Genomic DNA, 23646 nt, shown 5'->3' on the forward strand with positions numbered 1-23646 from the left:
TGCTAAAAAAGCATTTGGCAGGTTCGAAACTACATATAATTATTTACGAATTACAGCATTTAGTTCCTTTTCATAACGGGAAAGCAATTTTTGAATAACATCCTCCACCTCCGAATCGGTAAGTGTGCGGTCGGGATTTCCAAAAGTTAAACCGACAGCATAACTTTTTTTGCCTTCCAGTTTCTCGCCTTCATAAACATCAAATAACCGGATATCTTTTAATATAGGTTTGCCTTCTTTTTTTGTAATGGTTTCAATTTCGGCGAATGTAACGGAAGGTTCCAAAATTAAAGCAAGGTCTCTGCGCACTTCCGGAAATTTTGAAATTTCTTTAAAGGTTACTTTTCGTGAAACTAAATTTTCCAATAGCATATTCCAATCCAATTCTGCATAATAAACCGGAATTTTAATATCAAAATCTGCACAAATTTCTTTTTTTACTGCACCACAAATTCCAATATTTTTCCCTCCGACAATTAATTCTGCTCCACTTTCTAAAATTTTATTTGTTGGGGGGATATTATTCCACGTTGCCGAACAATTCATTTCCGACAATAAAGATTCCGTTAATTGTTTAATATCGAAGTGGTCTGATCTTCTTGTTGTATTTCTCCAGTTCTCTTCCGTTGCAGAACCCGTAAAATAAATTCCGATCTTTTCGGCCTCCGTATATTTCCCATTTAATAAAGAATATACTCTTCCGAATTCAAACATCTTTAAGTCCTGTTGTTTATGGTTATGGTTGTAAGATATTACTTCCAATCCTGTGAACAACATGGTTTGACGCATACAATCCAGTTCCGCATTTAAACTGTTTAATAAATTAACGCGTTCACTGTTTATTTCAGGAATAAATTTCTCTACATATTTTGAACGTGAAATTGCATTCGTAAATATTTCATAACAACCCGAGTCCGTTAAATAATTAATTGTTCTCTGACGAATTTTTTCTTTATCCGGTTTAGGGCTCACTAAATACGGAGTTCTAATACCCGCAGGGACAGGAATATTATTAAAACCATACATACGCAGAATTTCTTCTATGATATCAATTTCGCGCAATACATCATTTTTGTAAGAAGGAACTTCCAGTTTTAATCCTTCCGGTGTTTTTTCAGCGATCTTAATATTTAATGATTCTAATATGGTGATGATCGTTTCTTGCGGGATCTTAATCGTGCTCATCATTTCCAATCTCGCATATCGCAAAAATATTTCTGTTGCATTTATTTTATTGGGATAAATGTCAATATAACTGCCTTGAATTTCTCCTCCACAAAGTTCTACAAGCATACTTGCGGCAGTTTGCAGGGCTTTCATGGTAATTTCAACATCAGTTCCTTTTGCATATCGCGAGGAAGCATCAGTTTTTAATCCCTGATTGTTTTCTGTCCTTCTGATAAAGGAGGGATTAAAACAAGCACTTTCAATAAAAATATTTTTTGTGGAGGATGTTATTCCTGAATGTATTCCGCCATAAACTCCTGCAATACACATTCCTTCTGCCGCATTGCAGATCATCAGATCATCTGCATTTAATTTTCTTGTTTTTTCATCAAGGGTGATAAATTCGGTATTTTGAGGAAGTGTTTTTATGGTCACTATATTCCCTTTTATTTTATCCGCATCAAATGCATGTAATGGCTGACCAAATTCCTGTAAAATATAATTGGTGATATCCACCGCATTATTAATTGGTCGCATCCCGACAGCCTTTAATTTATTTTGCAACCATGCCGATGATTCTTTAATAGTAATATTTTCTAACAGTATTCCGGAATATCTAAAACAACCTTTTTCATTTTCCAGCAACACTTTAATTTTATTATCTGCGGAATTAGCATTTTTATTTTCTGCAATTTTTGTTGGATCCTTTAATTCCGGAAATTCTATTCCCCTCGAAATTAATGCTGCTCTTAATTCGCGTGCAGTTCCGAAATGTGAATTTGCATCTGCGTGATTTGCAGTTAATCCGATCTCGATAATGGTATCGGAATAAATATTGAATAATTTTTTTATATCTGTTCCTACAACAGTATCGGAAGGTAAAATAAATAAACCGTCATGCCCTTCACCCAATCCAATTTCATCTTCAGCGCATAACATTCCGTTGCTCTCCACACCGCGAATTTTTGCTTTTTTAATGGTAAAACTTTCTCCTTTTATTGGGTGGATGGTAGTTCCCGTAACAGCCACAATTACTTTTTGTCCCGCAGCCACATTCGGAGCGCCACAAACTATTTGCAAAATTTCTCCCGAACCCGTATTTACCGTTGTCACTTTCAATTTATCCGCATCCGGATGTTTTTCGCAGGTAATAACTTCTCCGGCAACCAATCCCTCTAATCCTCCTTTTACACTTTCAAAAGCATAAACCCCTTCCACCTCCAAACCGATATCGGTAAGTAATTCCGCTGCTTTGTCAGCACTCATTTTTACCGGTAAGATCTCTTGTAACCAGTTCCAGGATATTTTCATGGGGTAAAGATAAATAAGAATTGTGGATGGGGTAGGTGGGAAACTCATTGTCGCATAAATGGGTGATAAAGGTCGCGGTAACAATACTTTCTTTCCGTTTTTTTCCTGCACTTTCCGGTTATTTTTCACCTGATATATTCAATGAATATGTACCTTTAAATAAGGTTTCTGTTAATAGGAGTCGGTGTCCTGTTAATATGTGATAAATTCAACTTGTAACGAATATTTATCCTCTAAATATTACAAACAATTGAGTTATTAATAGTTTATTTTATCCAAATCTGCTTATTTCACAAAATTTGAACATAACTTTAGCTATATAACTACTGAATATGACAAAATTGATATTTCTATCATTCATAGTTTTACTACTGTTCACTTGTAAGCCAGAACATATAGCATCCGATCTTGAAAAGGGAATCATTACCGGTATGGTAGTCGATTATACAACTAACACAGGAGTGCCTAATGCCACAGTCTTTTTGCTTGGTAATGACGGTGGAGGCACATGGGTTGGCGGCGGTACACCTTCATTTTTCATTGACCAGACTACTGCTGACGCAAACGGCAACTTTGCCTTCCAGGTTGAATATAATGAGGAAATAGGGTATTTGTGTTCCGCTATTTCCGACCTTTATTTTGACTATAATGATGAATTTTCAGTGGATAAATATTCTTCTGGAGTGGTTAATGTGGAAGTGAAATTACGCCCAAAGGCTTGGCTTAGTTTAACCATTAAATCTGTGAATGATTATGAATCGTTTGATTATATAGGTATTAATTCCACACCTTCCTATATATTTTATGGTGAAGTAGACACTTCGCAAATAATTTCAGTTTGGGGTAACGACTTGTATAATTTAGTATGGTTTATTTATGAAGATGGAATAAATAATGGGAGCGAATCTGCGGATATATACTGCCCTTCATTCGACACTACATACTTTGAATTATTATACTAATTTACCGTTTAAATTTTTTACAATGCTAGTGCTTGCTATTTATTAGGCTTAATGCTTTAAGTTTCATTTAGAAATGTATTTGGACAAAATATGGTAGAAACAATCCCTGCCAAGTTCGATTCGTCGAAATTTGTTTGTTTCTGATTATTTCAGTATAACTTTACTAAGGAAATTAGAAATATGAAGAATGGAACACCTGTTTATTTAACCTATATCTTCTGTATAACTATTTGCGTTCTCCCTTCCTGTAATAAAGAAAGCGGCCCAACAAACGTAAATGGCACGGTAAGGGATGTCACAACAAATGTCGGAGTATCAAATGCAGAAGTAGGTCTTTTCGAAACAGATGGCGAAAGTGCATTTGGTTTGGGAGGGGTTTTAATGGAAGAAAAATATAGTGATGCTTCCGGTGAGTTTATTTTTAGTTTTGATGCTCGTGAAGGTTATCAATATTTTGTGCAGGCAATAAAAGATCAGTATTTTAATGATCAGAGTAATAATGTTATGTTTATTGATGGAGCGGGGACATCAAGTAATTTATATGTCTTTCTTCAACCCGAAGGTTATTTAGAAATACATTACCAAAATATCCCTCCATCAACTCCTTATGACAACTTTGGTGTAAATGGATATTTAACAGATGGATTTGACGGTGACGAAATTGACACCACAGTTTTATATACTGTTTATGGAAATTCTCAAAATATTATTTATTGGGGGCTTTACGGTGAAGTTGCAAATATTGATACAATTTATTGTGTCGCTTTTGATACAACTTATTATGAATTACTATACTAAATTCTAATTACAACAGAATACAATTACACAATTTTTACTCCCTGCACCGGAAGAGAAAATTTATATCTGAATTGTAAAAGAATTTTCGTATAACTTTACATGGTAAACATGCGTATTTGAAAAAAATATATTTTCTTCTCATTGTTTTCTTACTTGCACTTTCCTGCAATAAAGATACTATTCTTGAAAAGGGAACTGTATATGGCACTGTGAGAGATAAAACCACAAACGAAGGTATAGAAGGCGCTACCGTTTACTTACTCAGCCATATTCCTTCCGGAGGTTTTGGTGGCGGCGGCGGCTCAACGCAGTTGGATTTTACTGCTTCAAATGCAGACGGAAGTTTTTCTTTTCAATTGGATTACGATAGCGAACTTGCATATACATGTGCTGCCACACATGACTTATATTTTGATTATGGGGATGAATTTCCGGTGCTGGAAGAAATTAAGGAGGGTGAAAATGTGGATATTAGTATCTATCCAAAAGGTTGGTTAAGTCTTCATGTCAAGTCCATTAATATTTATGATGAATGGGATTATATAAGTCTTTCTAACGCATATCTTTCAATTTATGGTGGATCCGTAGATACTACAATAATTCTAAGTATCAATGGTAACTACACAATTCCTGTTGTTTGGTTTATTTATGATGATGGGTTAACAACTGGAGGTCAATCTGGAGAAATATATTGCCCTTCCTTCGACACTACATATTATGAAATTTTATATTAAACTCCCACTAAAATCTATTCAACCCCTTCAACAATTTCAACCCTTCCCCTCAAAATACGGCTCCTCATCATTTGAAACCACATCCTTTTGTTTCCAATACGCCAACGTAACAATTCTGCCTTCTTTTGTTTTGAGTAAACGCCCGAAGATGGCATTGGTAGCGTTAAATGTTACATCCGTAACACCCACTGTGAAAGTTTCCGGTACGGGCGGAGCTGTTTCTCCTTCCGCAACAGGAGCTGCAGTTTTTGGTGGGGGAGATGGTACAACTACAACGGTGAAATGATTGTGTTCTAAAATGGTTTTCAGAAATGTTACGCGTTCGGGTGTGACATTTTTTTCTACGATGGCGCATTTAATGCCATCGAGATCATCGAATGTATGATTTTGATTGATCGCCATTTTATTTATACTTGAATTAAACTGTAAATATATTCATAACATCCACCCGCTAAACCTGTAACAACAATACCCGTTATACAAATGATAAACGCGAATTTAGGATGCATGCCAGTCTCTAATTTTTGAATTGGATTGTCATTTGTATCCATGAACATGGCCTTCACTATTTTTAAATAATAATACAGGGAGATGATCATATTTAATGCTGCTATAATAATTAATACGTTATTTCCTTGTCCCGCACCTGCCATCAACAAAAAGAATTTACCAAAAAATCCGGCAGTAGGAGGGATGCCCGCTAAGGAAAATAAGGATATGGTAAGTATCCATGCAAGCATCGGATTTGTTTTGTAAAATCCTTTGTAGTCATCCATATTTTCTTTTCCGGTTGCGGCACTCACTAAAGCAACCACACCAAAAGCACCAAGATTGGAAAATAAATAAACGAGAATAAAATAAATTGCAGAAGCAGTTCCTTCTGCTGAATTTCCGGAAATACCGATCAATATAAATCCAACCTGGGCAATGGAAGAAAATGCGAGGAATCGTTTTAAATTCTGTTGCCGTATTGCAAATAAATTTCCTATCAGCATTGTTGCAACACTTATCAAAAACAATAAATTATACCAAATGGTAAATATGTTTTGAAATGCCGAATATAATACCGAAACAAAAACAAAGATGATAGCTCCTTTGGAGATTACACTCAAATAAGAAGTAATAGGAACAGGTGCGCCTTCATACACATCTGCCGTCCACAAATGAAATGGCACTGCAGATATCTTAAATGCAAATCCTGCAAACAATAAAATAAAGGAGAAGATCAATAAAGGTTCTGCATTCATAACCACAGAGATCTCCGCGAAATTTAATGTCCCCAATGCACCATACAATAAAGAAATACCAAACAACAACATTCCCGACGAGAACGCCGAAGAAATAATATATTTCAACGCAGCTTCACCCGATTTTCTTTTTTCCAGATCAAAATTCACCAATGCGGCCAAAGGAATGGTTGATAATTCCAGTCCCAGGTAGAACATAAAAATATTCTGAGAAGATATCATAAAGAACATCCCCATCAGCGACGACAATAAAATAATATAAAACTCCGGAGCGTGTTTGTGATTGAGCAACCAATTATATGCCTGTAAGGATATTACCAATGCTCCCAGATTCAAAATATTTTTTTCCAGCACAATGAGGCCGGTAGTGCGAAACATATCGGCAAACAGCTCTCCCGTCACATTCCCAAAAAATCCCACCACAAAATTGACGAGCAACAACACATTGGCAACCTGAAGCACGGTTTTATTATTCAGTTTATTCTTCCATATTTTCAGGAACAATAAAATGAAAATGATGATGACCAGCATCAACTCAAATTTCATGTATGTAAAAAATGCTTCGGACATGGTGTCGGTTTTGGTTCTCCTTAGAATTTATCTGGGAGGATGATTTTTGTGCTTTTTATTGTTTGTCAATTGTCAGGAGTCATTAGTCAGGAGTCAAGAGTTATAACTGTCGTTTAGTAAACTCATTACTCATAACTCATTACTCGTTTTGTGAGTGGTGAATAGTGAGTAGTGAGTTATAGTTCCAACCTGGATCAAAACTTCCTACTTCCTATTTCCTACTTCCTATTTCCCCACCTTCATCATAATCTCCGATACCCCACTTCCAATCAGATCCGTTAATAAAAACGGAGCCATACCTATTAAAACGATTCCTGCTATTAAAACTATGGACGCCAAGCGTTCATTCCAGGTGGCGTCTTTTATTAATGTGTAATTATTATTTGTTATGGGTCCCATGATGGCGGAACCGGTTGCTCTTAAGATATAGACTGCGGTTACAACTATGCTTGCACAGGCTAAAATTGTTGCGATGCGGTAGAGGGCTTCGGGATTTTGCCATCCGCCCATAAATACCGTCATTTCAGAAACAAATCCACTGAAGCCGGGAAGTCCTAATGAACATAAACCCGCAATTACAAATACCGTGGAAATAAATGGCATCACTTTTAATAATCCTCCCAATTGCGAAACCATTCTTGTATGCGTTCTGGTATATAACATTCCGATTGCGGCGAAGAACAGGGCTGTCATTAATCCGTGAGAAACCATTTGCATTACTGCGCCATTTATTGCAGTTTGATTTAACATTCCGATTCCCAATAAAACAAATCCGCAATGCGAAACGGATGAATATGCGTTGATATATTTAAGATCTGTTTGCATTAATGTTGCAAAGGCTCCGTAAATAATTGCGATGGTGGATAATACTATTATTATTGGTTGATATTCATGTGCTGCTTCCGGCATTAAATACATAGCAACCCTTAAACATCCGTATCCTCCCAATTTCATAGAAATGCCCGCCAGAAACATTGATGCCGCCGTAGGAGCTGAGGAGTGCCCATCAGGCACCCAGGTATGAAATGGAAAAATTGCAGTGAATATTCCGAATCCCACAAATAATAATGGGAAAAATATACGTTGCATTTCTATCGGAATAAAATTCTGAGAAACAGAAACAAGATCAAAACTATTTCCGCCATAAAAATAAACCCCTAAAATTCCCACCAACACCAATGCACTTCCACCCATTAACATCAGGGCGAGTTTCATTGCGGAATATTCTTTTTTTCCGCTTCCCCAAATACCTATCAATAAATATTTCGGAATGACTGCAAGTTCTAAAAAGAAAAATAAGGTGAAAAGATCCAGGGAAATAAAAAATCCATAAGCACCTAATGCTAAAAAGGTAAGTAAAAGAAAAAACTCCTTCGACATTCTCGACTCATTCCAGGATACTAATACACCAGCTAATACTACTGATGCCGTTAATAATATCATCGCTATGGAAATTCCATCCACCCCTATATGATAATTAATATTTAAAGAGGGATACCAGGCAAAACTCTGTTCAAATAAAAATTGACTTGTATCACCCGCAGCTCTCGCATCACAATAAACATATAATAAAAATCCCCCCAAAACCAATTGCAGCGCAGCTCCCATAAATGCCACCATACGGATCTGTTTCAGATCCTTGCTGAATAGGATGAACATCGCTGTTAAAAAAGGTAATATGATCAGTACATTTAAATTCATATTTTAATTTACCTGTATTATAATTCTTTTATTTTAAACAATAAATAAAAACCAGGGTCAACACCAATACACCTCCAAAGAAATACATAGCATAACCCTGTACTTTCCCCGACTGCAATCCTTTGATCATGGATGAAATTTTAGTTGTTGTATTTCCTGTTAAATTGATAAATCCGTCCACAATATTTCTATCAAACCAAGCCGCCGGGCGACCGATTAAATTAAAAACAATTTTTTTGGTGATGAAGGTATAAATCTCATCAATATAAAATTTCTGATATGCTGCTTTATATAATCCACCGGCTGATGCGGCAATTTTTGCGGGTCTGTCACTTTGTTTCTGATAAAAATTATAGGCGATGAAAATTCCCAATAATCCGATCAATACCGGAGCAATGGAAAATACAATATCAAAATGTCCGTGTAATACCGTTCTGTCAGAGGAAACGAAATTTCCGAAAGGAATAAATCCCGTGAGTATACTTAGTGTAGATAATACAATAAGGGGTAATTTCATCGTAAAGGTTCCTTCGCTGTGGTGTTCACCGTGTAAATGTGCCTCTTTGTTCCAGAAGATAGAAAAATATAAACGGAACATATAAAATGCAGTAAGTCCTGACGTAATTAATGCAACATAAAATATAATTGGATGCGATTCGTAAGCTGCATGTAATATCATTTCCTTGCTGAAAAATCCGGCGAAGGGAGGAACACCTGCAATTGCGAGACAACCAATTAAGAATGTGATATTAGTTATCGGCATATATTTTCTCAATCCTCCCATATCCGACATATTGTTGCTGTGCACCATATGAATTACGGCACCGGCTCCAAGAAATAATAGGGATTTAAAAAATGCATGAGTGAATAAATGGAACATACTTGCAGTGTAACCGGCTCCATGTTCACCAAAACTGCTAACACCCAAGGCAAACATCATATAACCAATTTGGCTCATGGTGGAATATGCCAGAACTCTTTTAATATCATTTTGTGTGCATGCAATTACTGCCGCGAATAGTGCGGAAAATATTCCGACATAGGCAACAATTTCCAGTGCGCCGGAATCAGTAATTGCAAAAACAGGAAATAATCGCGCAACTAAAAATACCCCTGCAACCACCATGGTAGCAGCATGTATCAATGCGGAAACAGGTGTAGGTCCCTCCATTGCATCAGGCAACCAAATATGCAAAGGAAACATGGCAGATTTGCCTGCACCTCCGATAAATATTAAAGTAAGTGCCCAAGTAACAACAGAAATTCCTAAAAATGTTGCACCGAAATGTGTTGCAAATTCCGCGGATGTTAGAGTATTTATAAGTGTATTAAAATCGAATGAATTTCCAGTGAATCCCAATATTAAAATTCCTATGAGGAAAAACAGATCGGCGAAACGTGTAACAATAAATGCTTTTTTACTTGCGGCAACTGCTGAAGGTTTGTCGTAATAATATCCGATCAATAAATAAGAGGAGACACCCACCAGTTCCCAGAACATATATATCTGGAATAAATTGGAGGATATTACCAAACCAAGCATGGAGAAAGTGAATAATTGCAAATAGGAATAATAGGTTGCAAATCTTTCTTCCCCTTTCATGTAACCCAGACTATAAATATGTACCATGAGGGAAACAAAGGTTACCACCACGAGCATCATCACCGAAATAGGATCTAAAATAATTCCCATATCGATGGATAAGGAATCGGTAAATTGCAGCCAGGTATATTTAAATGGTTCAATAACTGGATACACTCCATCCACCATACCATCTGCAATAAAATATTGATAAGCGGCAACGAGTGATAAAATTGCAGAAACACCTAACAAGAGTGTTCCTAAAATTCCGGATACCTTATTAAAATACCTTCTTCCAAATAACCCAAGCAATAAAAATCCTGCAAGAGGTAAAATTGGAATTAAGGCTATATAATTGTAGTTACTCATTTTATTCTTTCAAGGTTAATATTTCATATCCTGCGAATCTTCCACATCAATGGATTTATGATCTCTGTAAATATGAATGATAATTGCAATTGCAACAGCAGCTTCTGCGGCTGCAATGGCAATGATGAATATCGTAAAAAACACTCCTGTTAATTGTTCCGGATATAAATATTTATTGAATGCTACAAAATTTATGTTCACGCTATTCAATATTAATTCAATTGCCATCAACATGGTGATCATATTGCGGCGTGTAAATAAACCGTACATCCCTATAAAAAATAAAGAGGTGCTGAGAAACAGAATATGTGTAAGTGTTACTTCCATTATACTTCTTCCGGTTTTGATTTTAGTGCGATGGTGATACAACCTACCATTGCCGACAATAATAATATACTGATCACTTCAAAAGGCAGGGCATATCCTTTTTCCGTATAATCCATCATATTTTCCCCGATATTATTTGGTGATGCATCCAATTCCATTGTGGAAATTTCAGGAAATGCGTATTGATCAATTAATAGTGTTGTTAAAACAATTCCGCACAGAGATGCCAGGGCAGAAAAGATCAAACGTTTATTCGTTGCCTTGGGCATTTCCACTCCAGCTTCCTGTGTTAGGAAAATGGAAAAAATGATGAGCACTACAATTCCTCCCACATAAACAATGATCTGCACCGCAGCTACAAATTCCACATGCATCCAAAAATATAATCCCGCAACACCCATCAACGAAAACAATAAAAATATCGCTGCCCTGAATATTTTCGTGGTCGTCATTGCGAGAATTCCGGTTCCGAGAATAAATCCGGCGAGAAGGTAGAATATGATGTCGTAAGCGGTCAAGGTTTAGTATATAGTATTTAGTAGTTAGTAATTAGATTTGGTTTTCGTTGGGATTGGAAATTTTATTTCTGGTTGATAATTTAATTTTTCATTGATAATTTTTTTTCGTGAATCGTGAGGCGTGAATCGTGAGTTTGAACATTCCTAGGTTTAAAATTTTAACTCCAACCAAGAATTTTCAAATATGAATATCGAATTTGTTCCCAATCAGATTAAACTCATTACTCATAACTCATTACTCATTCCATTTGCAATAAATCTCCTCCCTTGCAGGATCAAACTCACCACTCACTACTCACCATTCGCCCCACTACTCAACCCCTTCTCGAATCTTGCTCCCCGGCTTATTTAAAACCTTCGTTAGCAAACTTCTATCATACACACTATGCTCGAAAGTTTGCGCCATTTTAATTGCATCTGTGGGACAAGCCACGATGCATAAATTACACATGGTGCATAATTCGAGGTGATACACAAATTTATCTATTGCTTTTTTCTTTTTTCCTTCGGGGGTGATGTCGAATTTGGTGACAATTTTAATTGTTGCATTCGGACAAGCAAGTTCACACGCAGTACAGCCTGTGCAGGCATGTTCATTTGCTTCGTCGTGCAACATCACCACTTCTCCTCTGAATCTTTCTGCAAGTACAGGTAATTCTTCAGGATATTGTTGCGTAATGATCTGTTTATGATGCGTAAAATAATAACCCGTCCTCCGCATACCCGTAAGCAGCGATTTAACACCTCCATAAACTTCTTTTATATATTTTACTATAAACATGATGTCTACTCAATTATTAAATTGACAATTACCAATCCGCCGCGGCGGACCAAATGCTCAAAAAAACCAGCCCTGGATCGCAATAAATGTCGCCAACAATAAATTAAACATACTGATAGGCAACAAATATTTCCATTCCAGATTCAACAACTGATCGATGCGCAAACGCGGGAATGTCCAGCGAAACCACATGATCACAAATATCAGAAAAAATGTTTTTCCGATAAACCACAAGGAGGAGGGAATATAATCCATAATGCGATTAAATCCTTCCCAATTTCCGATATGCAATGGCATCCAACCACCTAAAAATAAAGTGGCGCCAAGAGCACATACAATAAATATATTTACATATTCCGCCAAAAAGAAAAGGGCGAATTTCATTCCCGAATATTCTGTGTGAAAACCTGCAGTTAATTCCGATTCTGCTTCTGCAAGATCGAAGGGAGCGCGATTTGTTTCTGCAGTTACTGCGATGATAAAAATTACAAATGCAATGATAACAGGAATATGCCCTTTAAATATCCACCATCCATCAGCCTGCGATTCCACAATTTTAGAAATAGAAAGATCGCCGGTGAAAATAATTACGGTGAGAATTGCGAGACCTGCACTTAATTCATAGCTCACAATTTGAGCACCACTTCGCATGGCCCCCATCAACGAATATTTATTATTGCTCGCCCATCCTGCCATTAAAATTCCTATAACACCGATGGAAGAAACAGAAGTGATATACAACACCCCGATATTAATATCCCAGATCTGAAAATTCCTTGCAAAACCCAGTGGAGCAAGTGCCAGCATCGCTGCGATCATCACCACAAAAGGAGCGAGGTTAAATAAAAATTTATCGGAACCGGTTGGAGTTAATCCCTCTTTCACCAATAATTTTAAAGTATCCGCAACGGTTTGAAACATTCCTTTTGGTCCCACTCTGTTTGGTCCGAGGCGCACCTGCATATAAGCAGAAACTTTTCTTTCCATCATAATTAAAACCAATCCCAACACCGCAAACAACCCAATACATAAAATCCCCACCACCACAAATTCTATCGTAAGCGCCAGCCATGAGGCGAATGTATTATTCAACCAGGTATCAAAAGTGTTTGCGATATTTTCGAATGAAGGCATTAGGTATTTGGTAATTTGTTAATTTTCAATTTGGTAATTGTTGTCTCCCTATTAATTATCTTTTTATTTGATGATTACTGTAATTATCAAAGTTAACTCGGCTGTTCATTGGTACATTTTTTTTCATTGGTACATTGGTACATCATCATCGATCTATGTCCGGTATCACCAAATCCAACGTCCCCATTATCGCAACCATATCTCCGATCTTTTGTCCGCGTGTCATGTGGTCGAGGGCGCTTAGATTGGAAAATCCGGGTGAACGGAATTTAATTCTGTATGGGGTCATTCCTCCTTCACTCACAATATATACTCCGAATTCACCTCTTGCTGTTTCCACTCTGGTGTAAAATTCTCCTTTTGGTAATTTTAATACTGCTTTTGTTTTAGCTTGAAAATCACCTTCGGGAATATTGTCAATTAATTGTTCGATGATGGAAATGGATTGATAAATTTCTTTCATGCGCACTAAATATCGCGCGTAACAATCACCACCGGTTTCAATGGCTTCTTCAAAATTTACGGTATTATATACATCGTAAGGATATAATTTTCTGATATCACAATTTACCCCACTTGCTCTTGCGGTAGGACCGGAACATCCATAAGAAATTGCATCTTCTTTAGAAATGTATCCCACATTTTTCATTCTGTTTTGGAATATCACATTACCTGTTACCATTTCATCGTATTCCGGTAATTTGGTTTTAAAGAATGCGATAAATTCTTTTACCTTTCTCTGAAAATCAGGATGAATTTCTGCCATCACACCACCTGGAACGATATAATTCATTGTTAATCTTGCACCACAAGTATCTTCCATAATATCCGTGATCATTTCTCTTTCTCTGAAAGCATGAAAGAACGGTGTAATTGCTCCAACATCCATTGCCAAAGCTCCCCACCATAACTGATGAGATGCAAGTCGTGTAAGCTCATCCATTAAAACGCGAATTACCTGTGCTCTTTGCGGAACTTCAATTTGCAATCCTTTTTCAACAATCAAAGCGCAACCGTGATTATTAATATGAGAGGATAAATAATCCATGCGACTCGTTACATAAATGAACTGCCGATAATTTAAACTCTCACACATTTTTTCGATGGAACGATGAATATAACCGAGATGTGGTTCTATTTTTTTAATAGTCTCTCCATTCATCGTAATTACAAGATGCAAAACCCCATGCGTACTCGGATGCTGAGGACCAATATTGATCACCAGATCGCCTTCTTGAGTGGGAATTAATTCTTGTAACATAAAGGTATTCTATTTGTTAACGTTCATTTTTTAAATGAGTAATGAGTTATCCTCCTTCGCTGAAGCTACGGCGGACAAGTGAGTAATGAGTGCGATCACGCTTACATTATAATTTTCGTTCTGGGTGAGTGGTGAATAGTGAGTGGTGAGTTTGAACCAAGACGGATTAAAACTCATTACTCATAACTCATTACTCATAGTTTTATCATATTCACTTCATCCTCAAAATCCTTCCTCAACGGCCAGCCTTCAAAATCATCTGTTAATAATAATCTTCGCAGATCGGGATGATTTAGGAAACGCACGCCGAATAATTCATATACTTCTCTTTCCAGTAATTCTGCAGTGCGCCAAATGTCGCAAACTGTTTCAATTTCCGGATTTTCTCTGTCTAATTTTGATTTAATTACTATTATATGTCTGTGTTTTGTTGATTCTAGATGGTAAACCATGGTTAAATGCGTTTTCCAATCGACACAAGTCAGACAAAACATATAATCGAAAGCCAGGTTATCATCATTAAAAATTACCTGCGCAAAATCTTTAAATTCAGAAGCTTCGATAAATAAATTAAGCATTTCGCCACCTTCTTCATAAGTAATGGAAGGAGCAATTTCACTTAATTTTATTTTTAATTCTTCCGTGGTCATTTCTGATTGAGTTTATTTACATCAAGATTATCAGAATATTTTTCGATAAACATTTTTTCTCTTTTGCCACCTGCCTGAATTTTATGTTGCAGGCTTATAAGAGCATGCAATAAGGCTTCCGGTCGAGGTGGGCAACCTGCTACATATACATCAACAGGAATAACATGATCGGCGCCTTTTACCACACTATAAGTATTATAAAAGAAGGGACCACCACTGGTTGCACATGCTCCCATTGCTATAACATACTTAGGATCAGGCATTTGGTCGTATAATCGCTTGAGAACCGGTGCCATTTTGTTCACTATGGTACCTGCAATGATGATCACATCGGCCTGGCGGGGAGTAGCGCGTGCCACTTCGAAGCCAAAACGGCTCCAGTCGTATTTTGCACTGGCAGTGCTCATCATTTCGATTGCGCAGCAACTTGTCCCGAAAACCAATGGCCATAAGGAGTTTGAGCGTGCCCAATTGATCACATCGTCGAGTTTTGTTACCAAAAATCCACCCGATGCTGTGGGGTGCACATCGCCCGGAAAAGGCTCCTGCTTGATATTCGGGTCTTTTACATCCATTTGAGAGCTCCTTTTTTATGTGCGTAAAGAAATCCGATAAATAATATGAATAAAAAGACAATAGCTTCGATAAAGGCAAACATTCCCAGTTTTTGAACGGTAACGGCCCAAGGGTATAAGAAAATGAGTTCTACGTCAAAAATGAGGAAAATGAGGGCAAAAAGGTAGTATCCAACATTAAACTGTACCCAACTTTGCCCGATAGTAGGCACTCCGCACTCGTAAGGCTCCCCTTTAACAACACTTTTGTTGGCCTTTAAAACGAGTTTTGATAACAGAATTCCCGCCGCCGAAAAAGCAACTGCTGCCATAATTAAAACTATCAACGAAGCCGGACCCATAAATCGCGGCTAAAATAGGGGTTCGTGCTTTAGTAAACAAATGTATTTATCACCGAAGAGGTTAATTTTAATTGCTTTGGATTAGGAGAGAAAACTACATTCCTAAAATTCTCCTCATGGTGTTAACCCACGTAAATTAAAAATCAGTTTTACGCAAGAGAGAAGATGTGGATTCCAATTCCGCCCGAGTCCCACATGAAAAACACATTAAATTTTAATGATTTATTTTCTGTGTAGACTCTGGCGGGCAATCGCAGGCAATATCGTAACGTACGCCCCCACATAGTCTACTCACACCAATAAAAATCAATTATACCCGTGAGGGACTTTGTGGATTCGGTGGATGATAATCATCCAAACAGTGTCCCCACAGTGTCAACTCACACAAATAAAAAATCAATTATACCCGTGAGGGACTCTTGTGGGTTCGGAGGTGGAGGTATTCTCCAGTTCGTCATCCGTTCACATGACGAAGTTCAGGTAACAACGAAGCTGATGAAAATATATTTTTGAATATTGGAAATCATGTTACAGATTTTTTTTTGTAGAATTCGGTATAATTTCCCAAATCTCTTTTGGAATCCTTTCAATGCTTTGGCTGTCTAAATTATAGTCAATTGGAGTGTAGTTTGGATTTGGAAATTCGCCATACTGACATAAGACGAGACCATAATCTGAACTCTCAATCCAAACATCTCCATTACTTTCCATAAAAATTCCCCATACATGTACAGAACTGAATGGCAATGTATCGTTCCTGAATAACAAAATATTTTTATTATCAAAAAGTTCCACAGTTACATCGTAATCCGAAATACTCACTTTTGTTTTCACTCCTAGATTCGGGTTAAAATATTCCCCAGGTGAATCTATTAAACGTGATGTATTTGGATTTAAGCTTTCTTTGCAATTACTAAAGTTAGCAATTGCAAAGAGTAAAATTGAAAAATAAATTATTCTCATACGAACCTATTTGTTTGTATAGAAATTAAAATGCTAAAATAATGAATTAGTGGTTTATCTGGTTGCTCCTTCATTCTTAATTCTATTCCCCTTCCCTCAGACCTCCCAGGTTAAAAAAAACCTTGGAGGTCGAGGGATTTCATTCTTTCATTTTTCATTCCTTCATTATTTATTTTTATCCCTTTAAATCCGCCCAATCCGCGTCATCCGCGCCTGCCCGACCACTGGCGGGTTCCTTTTTCCTCCATTCTTTCATTCCTTCATTTTTCATTCAATTCCCCCTTCCCTCAGACCTCCCAGGTTAAAAAAAACCTTGGAGGTTGAGGGATTTCATTTTTTCATTTTTCATTCCTTCATTATTTATTTTTATCCCTTTAAATCCGCCCAATCAGCGTCATCCGCGCCTGCCCGACCACTGGCGGGTTCCCCTTTTCCTCCATACTCCATACCAGCCTATTGGTTTAAGACCAAAAGGCCCCAATGTTAAATCAACGCCGGCTGTTTAATTGTCAATTGTCAATTATCAATTATCAATTGATATTTATCACCTCCCAAACTGACCCATCTCATCCATCCTCCATTGATTTATCGTGAAGTTTACCTCCAAATACAGGCATTATTTTAATAAAATTTAAATTCCAATCTCATGGCTGAATTAATTGATAAATCAAAGGATATTCTTTCACTCGAAAAAGAAAAAGATACTGTGATCCGCGATATTATGGATGGCAACGAAGCTGCTGCCACTATTGCATATAAAACAAATGAAATATGTGCGATATATCCAATAACTCCTTCCTCGGCAATGGGCGAATTGGCAGATGAATGGTCGTCGAAAAACATAAAAAATATTTTCGGTCAGGTTCCGAGAATTATTGAAATGCAAAGCGAAGCCGGTGCCGCAGGAACTATACACGGTGCACTAACCGGTGGCGCACTTGCAACAACATTTACATGCTCACAAGGATTATTATTAATGATTCCTAACATGTATAAAATTGCCGGTGAACTTACTCCAACAGTTTTTCATATTGCAGCAAGAGCTTTGGCAACACATGCACTTTCAATTTTTGGTGATCATAGCGATGTAATGGCATGCAGATCGACAGGATTTTCGATGTTGTTCGGATGTAATGCTCAGGAGGCAATGGATATGGCACTAATTGCTCAAGCTTCTACTTTGAGATCGAGAATTCCTTTCTTAAATATTTTCGATGGATTCAGAACTTCACATGAATTAAGTGAGGTGGAAATAATTCCGGATTCCACTATTAAAGCGATGATAAATATGGATGATGTATTGGCACATCGTCGTCGTTCTTTAAATCCTGCAAATCCATTTATTAAAGGAACTGCACAAAACCCGGACGTATTTTTTCAAAGTCGCGAAGCGGGAAATAATTATTATTTGCAGGTTCCGGGAATTGTAAAACAAACAATCCAACAGTTTGCCGAATTAACCGGAAGAAAATATAATCTATATGAATATTATGGCTCTGCAGATGCAGAAAATATTATTGTCATCATGGGTTCCGGGGCAGGAGCTGTGCAGGAATTAGTGGATCATGAAAATAAAAACGGCGAAAAAACCGGTGTTGTACTCGTGCGTTTATACAGACCATTTTTTGTGAATGATTTTATTAATGTTTTGCCAAAAACAGTTAAGCGAATTGCCGTGTTAGACAGATGTAAAGAACCGGGAGCAATTGGCGAACCATTGTATATGGATGTTATAAGTGCATTACATGAGGAATTTACAGGAACACAACCATTAGTAATTGGAGGTCGCTACGGATTGGCCTCTAAAGAATTTAATGCGGGAATGGTAAAAGCAATTTTTGCGGAATTAAAAAAAGAAAATCCAATAAAACATTTTACCATAGGTATCGATGATGATGTAACACATTTAAGTCTCGATTACGATAAAACATTTTCTCTGGAACAACAATATTATTTCCGTGGATTATTTTTCGGGTTGGGTGCCGATGGTACAGTGAGTGCAAATAAAAATTCCATTAAAATTATTGGTGATACAACAGGTGATTTTGTGCAGGGATATTTTGTATATGATTCCAAAAAATCGGGATCATTAACAGTTTCGCATTTAAGGGCCGGAAAAAGCCCGATCAGATCAGCATATCTAATCAACTCCGCTAATTTTATTGCATGTCATCATTTTAATTATTTGAAAAAATATGATGTACTTAAAGACGCGGAAGAAGGCGCAACATTTTTATTGAATGCCCCTTATTCCAAAGAAGAGGTCTGGAGTAAACTACCTGAAAAAATTCAGGAAGAGATAATTCTTAAAAGGTTAAAATTTTATGTGATAAATGCCACAGCGGTTGCAAAGGAAACCGGAATGGGCAGCAGAATAAATACCATTTTGCAAACTTGTTTTTTTGCCATTAGTAATGTAATTCCGAAAGAAACAGCAATTGGAAAAATAAAAGATGCCATTTATGAAAGTTATTTCAAAAAGGGAGAGGCTGTAATAAATAAAAATTATGAAGCAGTTGATAAAACTTTAGAAAATTTATTTGAAATTAATTACGGCGATCTTCCAACAGGGCATTTAAAATTAGATGCGCCCGTTCCGGATAACAGCAGCGATTTTGTGAAAAATGTTTTGGCGAGAATTATTTCAGGTGAAGGCGACGAATTACCGGTAAGTGCATTTCCGGTTGATGGAGTATACCCTTCGGGTACTACACAATATGAAAAAAGAAATATTGCGGAAAATATTCCGGTTTGGGATGAACAACTTTGTTCTCAATGCGGAAAATGTTTTCTTATTTGTCCTCATGCTGCTATCAGATGTAAAGTGTATGAAAAAGATGCGTTGGAAAATGCTCCCGCAACATTTAAATCGCATGATCCTATTGGAAAAGAATTTTTTAAGGAACACGAAGCTTATACTTTACAAGTGAGTGTGGAAGATTGCACCGGTTGTAATTTGTGTGTGGAATATTGTCCTGTGGAAAGCAGAACAGAACCGGGACATAAAGCAATTAATATGGTGGATAAAATGAACCTTGTGGAAAGTGAAAGGATAAACTGGGATTATTTTCTTGCACTACCTGATGTAGATCGTGAAAGAATAAATAAAAACACAGTAAAAGGAACCCAACTTTTGCAACCCTTATTTGAGTTTTCCGGAGCATGCGCAGGTTGTGGTGAAACACCTTATTTAAAATTGCTTACTCAGTTATTTGGCGATAGAATGATAGTTGCAAATGCAACAGGATGTTCTTCTATTTTCGGTGGAAATTTGCCAACAACACCATGGTCGTTTAATCAAGCCGGTGAAGGGCCGGCATGGGCAAATTCACTTTTTGAGGATAATGCGGAATTTGGATTGGGAATTAAACTCGCCACCGATAAAAAAATGGAAATAGCGCATGATCTGTTATTGGAAATGAAAGAAGTGGTTGGGGAGGAATTAGTTAATTCCATTATTGGAACACATGCTACAGGCGAAGCAGATATTAAAAAACAAAAATTGCAGATCAACGAATTAAGAAAACGCCTGCGGACAATTAAATCGCCACAAGCAAATATATTAATGCAGCTCGCCGATTTCCTTGCGGAAAAATCAATCTGGATAATAGGTGGAGATGGTTGGGCATATGATATTGGTTTCAGCGGATTGGATCATGTATTATCCACCCGTGAAAATGTAAATATTTTTGTTTTAGATACTGAGGTATATTCTAACACCGGCGGACAAAAATCAAAATCAACTCCTTTGGGTGCAAGTGCAAAATTTTCCATCAACGGAAAACGAACCGGAAAAAAAGATCTTGCACTGCAGGCTATAGCACATGGCAAAGCATATGTTGCACAAATTGCAATGGGAGCAAACGATGTGCATACCGTTAAAACAATTCAAGAGGCAGAAGCTTTTCCGGGACCATCATTAATAATTGCATATAGTCACTGCATTGCTCATGGTTACGATATGTGCCACGGAAATGATCAACAAAAAAATGCAGTGAATGCAGGATATTGGCCATTGTTCAGATATAATCCTTTAAAAGAAAAAGGAAATCGATTTACATTGGATTCTAAAGAACCAACTATTCCGCTTAGTGAATTCATGTATCACGAAAACCGTTTTGATCTTATAAAAACCAAGGACCCCAAATTGGCAGAATTGTTCTTACACGAAGCTGAGGCAGGAATAAAAGAGCGTTTGGAAAGGTTGAATATATTGAAAGCATTGTAGTTTTTGAGCAGATAATTAAGTTTTGATTCAAACAATGTGTAAAGGGTAAATTTCGTTTTGCAGTGAACTACTTGCGATATGAGATTTACCCTGATTTTTTTGTTGTTGAGTTCTGTTTTAATTTGTTCATGTAAACGAACTGAAGATGAGGAAGTCTATATAAATGCATTGGAGAAATCTAATGATTACATTTTAGACGTTAATGAAAGCATAAAGGCAACTATTGTGACTCGCGTAAGTTACGATCCCCGATCTCAAACACAAGAAATAATACTTAAAATAAACAAGATAGATAGCTCAACACTAGCTTATGCTAGGGAGCTGAAAAAAAATAAAGTTGAAATTAAAGCAGCGGAACTTGGTAAATTTAAAAAAGATTTAATTAGAAATAATATTGATTCACCGGACTGGGATTATTTTTTTGAGGATGATTTCTACCAAGAATCTAAAATTAAAATGATCCCATTTCATGTGGCAATAAATGAGGTAATTTTATTGGCAAATCAGATGTATACTTATTTCGCCAGAAACTTGCACTGGGCAGATATGAAAATTGACAAGCCACAGGCAATTTTTAAGGTAGATTCAAATACATATTTTGCATTATTTGCTTTTGGGTCTAAAGATCAAATTTCACCTCTTATATCAATTACTTCAATTGTCCACAACTCCCAGAAATTGGCCTCTGAGCAATACTCCTATCAATACAAAACCGGATTTTATGGTGTAATTATGAATCTTACAGACACCACCAATAATAAATTTGGCGAATATATTGTTAACTATCAAATCGACTGGGACCAAATTGGAATAAAACGGGAATTTGAGTTCCATAATTCCAATATGTTTTTAATTGATGAATAAGTTATTGTCCTTTAAATGGAATTTAACATATATCCTCCACTCCTGGTAAATGCTCTTTGCAACTTCGCAAAATTACCCAACATTAATTCAATCAACACTTAATATCAAAATCATAATTAATTAAAATTAGAACCTTTTTGGAGGCAATTTACTCCTATTGTTAACGCACCATCAACATTATAACAACTTACCATAAACTAAATCTAAACTTAATATTAACTTAACTTACTAAGCAAAAGTCCATTTTATATTTGCAGCACTAAACAACATAATATGCAAATTAAACTTAAAGGACTGCTGATAATTGCTGTATTATGCAGCACACAGCTGTTTTCTCAGACAGAAACCACCTTTAACCCAACCATTAAGGTTAAGGCTCTGGTGCATTCCAGATTTGAAGCATCACTTACCGACAGCATTGACGTGCAAAACAAATTTGTTTCAGATCCTGTGGCAGTAAACTTCAGAATGCGCAGGATAGAATTAAGAACTGATATTAAATTGAATGATAAATTCAGCGGGGTTGTACGTGTGCAACTACCTGAATTAAAAGGAGCCAACATAGGAAGAACTATTGAGTTGGCTTATATGGAATATAAATGGTCGGACAAACTAGGTCTTAGAGCAGGTCAATTTAAAATGCCGTATGAGCTGGATGAACTTACCAGTCATGAAGATCTTCGCATGGTTGATCGTGGTACTACCAGCGTTTTATTTGTTTCCAATAATCTTGCATCTTACCAACCTGGTGTAATGTTATTTGGAACTTTTATGAAAGAAAAAACTCCACTAAATTATTATCTGGCAGTTGCAAACGGCAGCAGTCGCGCCGTGAATTATGATGATAATTCTCAAAAAAATATTGTGGGGCGTTTAGAATATACCTTCATAAAAGGATTTAGAATAGGAGTGAATGCGCAAAATATTTCTTTAAAAGATCAAAATACTAATTCTTTTGGTGCTGACCTTAGTATTCAAAAGAATATCACTAAAAAAACAAAATTAATACTTGAAGGAGAATACATTCAGGGCATAAATACGAGCGATTTCACCAAAGCAATTGCAGACGATACCACCGGTGCAGATTTTTTTATTGATGATTATACCATGGGTGGATATTTTGGACAGGCATTATTCAAAATTGACATCGATAAACCTTGGTGCAAAACTTTTGAAGTAGGCGGAAAATTTGAAAACACCGATCCCAATACCTTTGTTTCAAATAATAATAATGATTACACAACTATAACCGGAAATATCGGATTTACTTTTCTCCCTGATAATATGGCAAGATTACAATTAAATATCGTAAACACCAGTTGGGCAAGTCCCGTTTCCCCCGGAGGAATTGATGCAAGTAATATGTTTATTGCGCAGTTTCAGTTGAAGATATGAGTAATGAGTAATGAGCCTGCCTGCCGACGGTGTCAGCGTCAGGCAGGTAATGAGTTCGACACCCAATTAATTTGTATTCAATTGAATCCATTTATCTAAACTATAAAAACTAAAGAGGCTGTCTCAAAAGGATAGCCTCTTTGTTTTGTACACATTTGGGTGTTTATA

20 protein-coding genes are annotated in these 23646 nt (G+C 36.7%); 6 read left to right on the top strand and 14 right to left on the bottom strand.

What is annotated here, in order from left to right:
* Nucleotides 1-39: 39 nt before the first annotated feature.
* Nucleotides 40-2478 (bottom strand): phenylalanine--tRNA ligase subunit beta, encoded by a 2439-nt coding sequence (locus IPI31_07045; GenBank protein ID MBK7567573.1) that lies wholly within the window; start codon nucleotides 2476-2478, stop codon nucleotides 40-42.
* Nucleotides 2479-2810: 332 nt separating this feature from the next.
* Here IPI31_07045 and IPI31_07050 point away from each other — a divergent pair, with 332 nt between their 5' ends.
* The 3 genes from IPI31_07050 to IPI31_07060 all read left to right on the top strand — a co-directional run bounded on the left by IPI31_07050 (nucleotide 2811) and on the right by IPI31_07060 (nucleotide 4972).
* Nucleotides 2811-3440 (top strand): carboxypeptidase regulatory-like domain-containing protein, encoded by a 630-nt coding sequence (locus IPI31_07050; protein ID MBK7567574.1) that lies wholly within the window; start codon nucleotides 2811-2813, stop codon nucleotides 3438-3440.
* Nucleotides 3441-3620: 180 nt separating this feature from the next.
* Complete coding sequence (locus IPI31_07055) at nucleotides 3621-4238, top strand: hypothetical protein (protein ID MBK7567575.1); 618 nt, start codon at nucleotides 3621-3623, stop codon at nucleotides 4236-4238.
* 116 nt (nucleotides 4239-4354) lie between these two features.
* Nucleotides 4355-4972: a hypothetical protein gene (locus tag IPI31_07060; GenBank protein ID MBK7567576.1), complete on the top strand. Its 618-nt coding sequence runs from the start codon at nucleotides 4355-4357 to the stop codon at nucleotides 4970-4972.
* 36 nt (nucleotides 4973-5008) lie between these two features.
* Here the strand turns inward: IPI31_07060 and IPI31_07065 are convergent, their stop codons facing one another.
* The 13 genes from IPI31_07065 to IPI31_07125 form a co-directional block, all read right to left on the bottom strand.
* A complete protein-coding gene (locus IPI31_07065) occupies nucleotides 5009-5374 on the bottom strand; it encodes a hypothetical protein (protein MBK7567577.1) in 366 nt (121 codons plus the stop codon).
* Between the two features lie 5 nt (nucleotides 5375-5379).
* Entirely contained in the window at nucleotides 5380-6789 is a 1410-nt protein-coding gene (locus IPI31_07070) for an NADH-quinone oxidoreductase subunit N (protein ID MBK7567578.1), read from the bottom strand.
* Between the two features lie 225 nt (nucleotides 6790-7014).
* Complete coding sequence (locus IPI31_07075; GenBank protein MBK7567579.1) at nucleotides 7015-8490, bottom strand: NADH-quinone oxidoreductase subunit M; 1476 nt, start codon at nucleotides 8488-8490, stop codon at nucleotides 7015-7017.
* Between the two features lie 28 nt (nucleotides 8491-8518).
* Nucleotides 8519-10441 carry an NADH-quinone oxidoreductase subunit L gene (nuoL, locus tag IPI31_07080; GenBank protein MBK7567580.1) on the bottom strand — a complete coding sequence of 641 codons (1923 nt, stop codon included), beginning with the start codon at nucleotides 10439-10441 and terminating at the stop codon, nucleotides 8519-8521.
* Nucleotides 10442-10456: 15 nt separating this feature from the next.
* Nucleotides 10457-10768 (bottom strand): NADH-quinone oxidoreductase subunit NuoK, encoded by a 312-nt coding sequence (gene nuoK / locus IPI31_07085; GenBank protein MBK7567581.1) that lies wholly within the window; start codon nucleotides 10766-10768, stop codon nucleotides 10457-10459.
* Complete coding sequence (locus tag IPI31_07090; protein MBK7567582.1) at nucleotides 10768-11286, bottom strand: NADH-quinone oxidoreductase subunit J; 519 nt, start codon at nucleotides 11284-11286, stop codon at nucleotides 10768-10770. Before IPI31_07090 ends, nuoK begins: the two co-directional genes overlap by 1 nt.
* Nucleotides 11287-11596: 310 nt before the next feature.
* Entirely contained in the window at nucleotides 11597-12067 is a 471-nt protein-coding gene (locus tag IPI31_07095; GenBank protein MBK7567583.1) for a 4Fe-4S binding protein, read from the bottom strand.
* Nucleotides 12068-12124: 57 nt separating this feature from the next.
* Complete coding sequence (nuoH, locus tag IPI31_07100; GenBank protein MBK7567584.1) at nucleotides 12125-13201, bottom strand: NADH-quinone oxidoreductase subunit NuoH; 1077 nt, start codon at nucleotides 13199-13201, stop codon at nucleotides 12125-12127.
* Nucleotides 13202-13346: 145 nt separating this feature from the next.
* Nucleotides 13347-14462: an NADH-quinone oxidoreductase subunit D gene (locus IPI31_07105; GenBank protein ID MBK7567585.1), complete on the bottom strand. Its 1116-nt coding sequence runs from the start codon at nucleotides 14460-14462 to the stop codon at nucleotides 13347-13349.
* A gap of 194 nt (nucleotides 14463-14656) precedes the next feature.
* Nucleotides 14657-15112: an NADH-quinone oxidoreductase subunit C gene (locus IPI31_07110; GenBank protein ID MBK7567586.1), complete on the bottom strand. Its 456-nt coding sequence runs from the start codon at nucleotides 15110-15112 to the stop codon at nucleotides 14657-14659.
* Nucleotides 15109-15687 carry an NADH-quinone oxidoreductase subunit B gene (locus IPI31_07115; protein MBK7567587.1) on the bottom strand — a complete coding sequence of 193 codons (579 nt, stop codon included), beginning with the start codon at nucleotides 15685-15687 and terminating at the stop codon, nucleotides 15109-15111. The genes IPI31_07110 and IPI31_07115 overlap by 4 nt, the downstream gene beginning before the upstream one ends.
* Nucleotides 15678-16028: an NADH-quinone oxidoreductase subunit A gene (locus IPI31_07120; GenBank protein ID MBK7567588.1), complete on the bottom strand. Its 351-nt coding sequence runs from the start codon at nucleotides 16026-16028 to the stop codon at nucleotides 15678-15680. The genes IPI31_07115 and IPI31_07120 overlap by 10 nt, the downstream gene beginning before the upstream one ends.
* A 528-nt stretch (nucleotides 16029-16556) precedes the next feature.
* Nucleotides 16557-16991 (bottom strand): hypothetical protein, encoded by a 435-nt coding sequence (locus tag IPI31_07125; GenBank protein MBK7567589.1) that lies wholly within the window; start codon nucleotides 16989-16991, stop codon nucleotides 16557-16559.
* A gap of 646 nt (nucleotides 16992-17637) precedes the next feature.
* Between IPI31_07125 and nifJ the strand changes: the two genes are divergently transcribed.
* From nifJ to IPI31_07140, 3 genes are all read left to right on the top strand, one after another.
* Nucleotides 17638-21219, top strand: coding sequence for a pyruvate:ferredoxin (flavodoxin) oxidoreductase (gene nifJ / locus IPI31_07130; protein ID MBK7567590.1), 3582 nt, complete (start codon nucleotides 17638-17640; stop codon nucleotides 21217-21219).
* 78 nt (nucleotides 21220-21297) lie between these two features.
* The gene (locus IPI31_07135) at nucleotides 21298-22083 is read left to right on the top strand and encodes a hypothetical protein (GenBank protein MBK7567591.1); all 786 of its coding nucleotides are present in this window, start codon (nucleotides 21298-21300) and stop codon (nucleotides 22081-22083) included.
* A gap of 273 nt (nucleotides 22084-22356) precedes the next feature.
* Nucleotides 22357-23478 (top strand): hypothetical protein, encoded by a 1122-nt coding sequence (locus IPI31_07140; protein MBK7567592.1) that lies wholly within the window; start codon nucleotides 22357-22359, stop codon nucleotides 23476-23478.
* The last annotated feature ends 168 nt before the right edge of the window (nucleotides 23479-23646 follow it).

Source organism: Bacteroidota bacterium (assembly GCA_016706865.1).
Lineage (GTDB): Bacteria > Bacteroidota > Bacteroidia > Chitinophagales > BACL12 > UBA7236.

What these genes read in the sequence shown, in the direction of transcription:
- IPI31_07115 (MBK7567587.1), bottom strand. Translation starts at nt 15,687, where the DNA reads ATGGATGTAAAAGACCCGAATATCAAGCAGGAGCCTTTTCCGGGCGAT.
- IPI31_07120 (MBK7567588.1), bottom strand. Translation starts at nt 16,028, where the DNA reads ATGGGTCCGGCTTCGTTGATAGTTTTAATTATGGCAGCAGTTGCTTTT.
- IPI31_07140 (MBK7567592.1), top strand. Translation starts at nt 22,357, where the DNA reads ATGCAAATTAAACTTAAAGGACTGCTGATAATTGCTGTATTATGCAGC.
- IPI31_07070 (MBK7567578.1), bottom strand. Translation starts at nt 6,789, where the DNA reads ATGTCCGAAGCATTTTTTACATACATGAAATTTGAGTTGATGCTGGTC.
- IPI31_07135 (MBK7567591.1), top strand. Translation starts at nt 21,298, where the DNA reads ATGAGATTTACCCTGATTTTTTTGTTGTTGAGTTCTGTTTTAATTTGT.
- nuoL (MBK7567580.1), bottom strand. Translation starts at nt 10,441, where the DNA reads ATGAGTAACTACAATTATATAGCCTTAATTCCAATTTTACCTCTTGCA.
- nifJ (MBK7567590.1), top strand. Translation starts at nt 17,638, where the DNA reads ATGGCTGAATTAATTGATAAATCAAAGGATATTCTTTCACTCGAAAAA.
- nuoH (MBK7567584.1), bottom strand. Translation starts at nt 13,201, where the DNA reads ATGCCTTCATTCGAAAATATCGCAAACACTTTTGATACCTGGTTGAAT.
- nuoK (MBK7567581.1), bottom strand. Translation starts at nt 10,768, where the DNA reads ATGGAAGTAACACTTACACATATTCTGTTTCTCAGCACCTCTTTATTT.
- IPI31_07050 (MBK7567574.1), top strand. Translation starts at nt 2,811, where the DNA reads ATGACAAAATTGATATTTCTATCATTCATAGTTTTACTACTGTTCACT.
- IPI31_07055 (MBK7567575.1), top strand. Translation starts at nt 3,621, where the DNA reads ATGAAGAATGGAACACCTGTTTATTTAACCTATATCTTCTGTATAACT.
- IPI31_07110 (MBK7567586.1), bottom strand. Translation starts at nt 15,112, where the DNA reads ATGACCACGGAAGAATTAAAAATAAAATTAAGTGAAATTGCTCCTTCC.
- IPI31_07045 (MBK7567573.1), bottom strand. Translation starts at nt 2,478, where the DNA reads ATGAAAATATCCTGGAACTGGTTACAAGAGATCTTACCGGTAAAAATG.
- IPI31_07125 (MBK7567589.1), bottom strand. Translation starts at nt 16,991, where the DNA reads ATGAGAATAATTTATTTTTCAATTTTACTCTTTGCAATTGCTAACTTT.
- IPI31_07075 (MBK7567579.1), bottom strand. Translation starts at nt 8,490, where the DNA reads ATGAATTTAAATGTACTGATCATATTACCTTTTTTAACAGCGATGTTC.
- IPI31_07095 (MBK7567583.1), bottom strand. Translation starts at nt 12,067, where the DNA reads ATGTTTATAGTAAAATATATAAAAGAAGTTTATGGAGGTGTTAAATCG.
- IPI31_07105 (MBK7567585.1), bottom strand. Translation starts at nt 14,462, where the DNA reads ATGTTACAAGAATTAATTCCCACTCAAGAAGGCGATCTGGTGATCAAT.
- IPI31_07065 (MBK7567577.1), bottom strand. Translation starts at nt 5,374, where the DNA reads ATGGCGATCAATCAAAATCATACATTCGATGATCTCGATGGCATTAAA.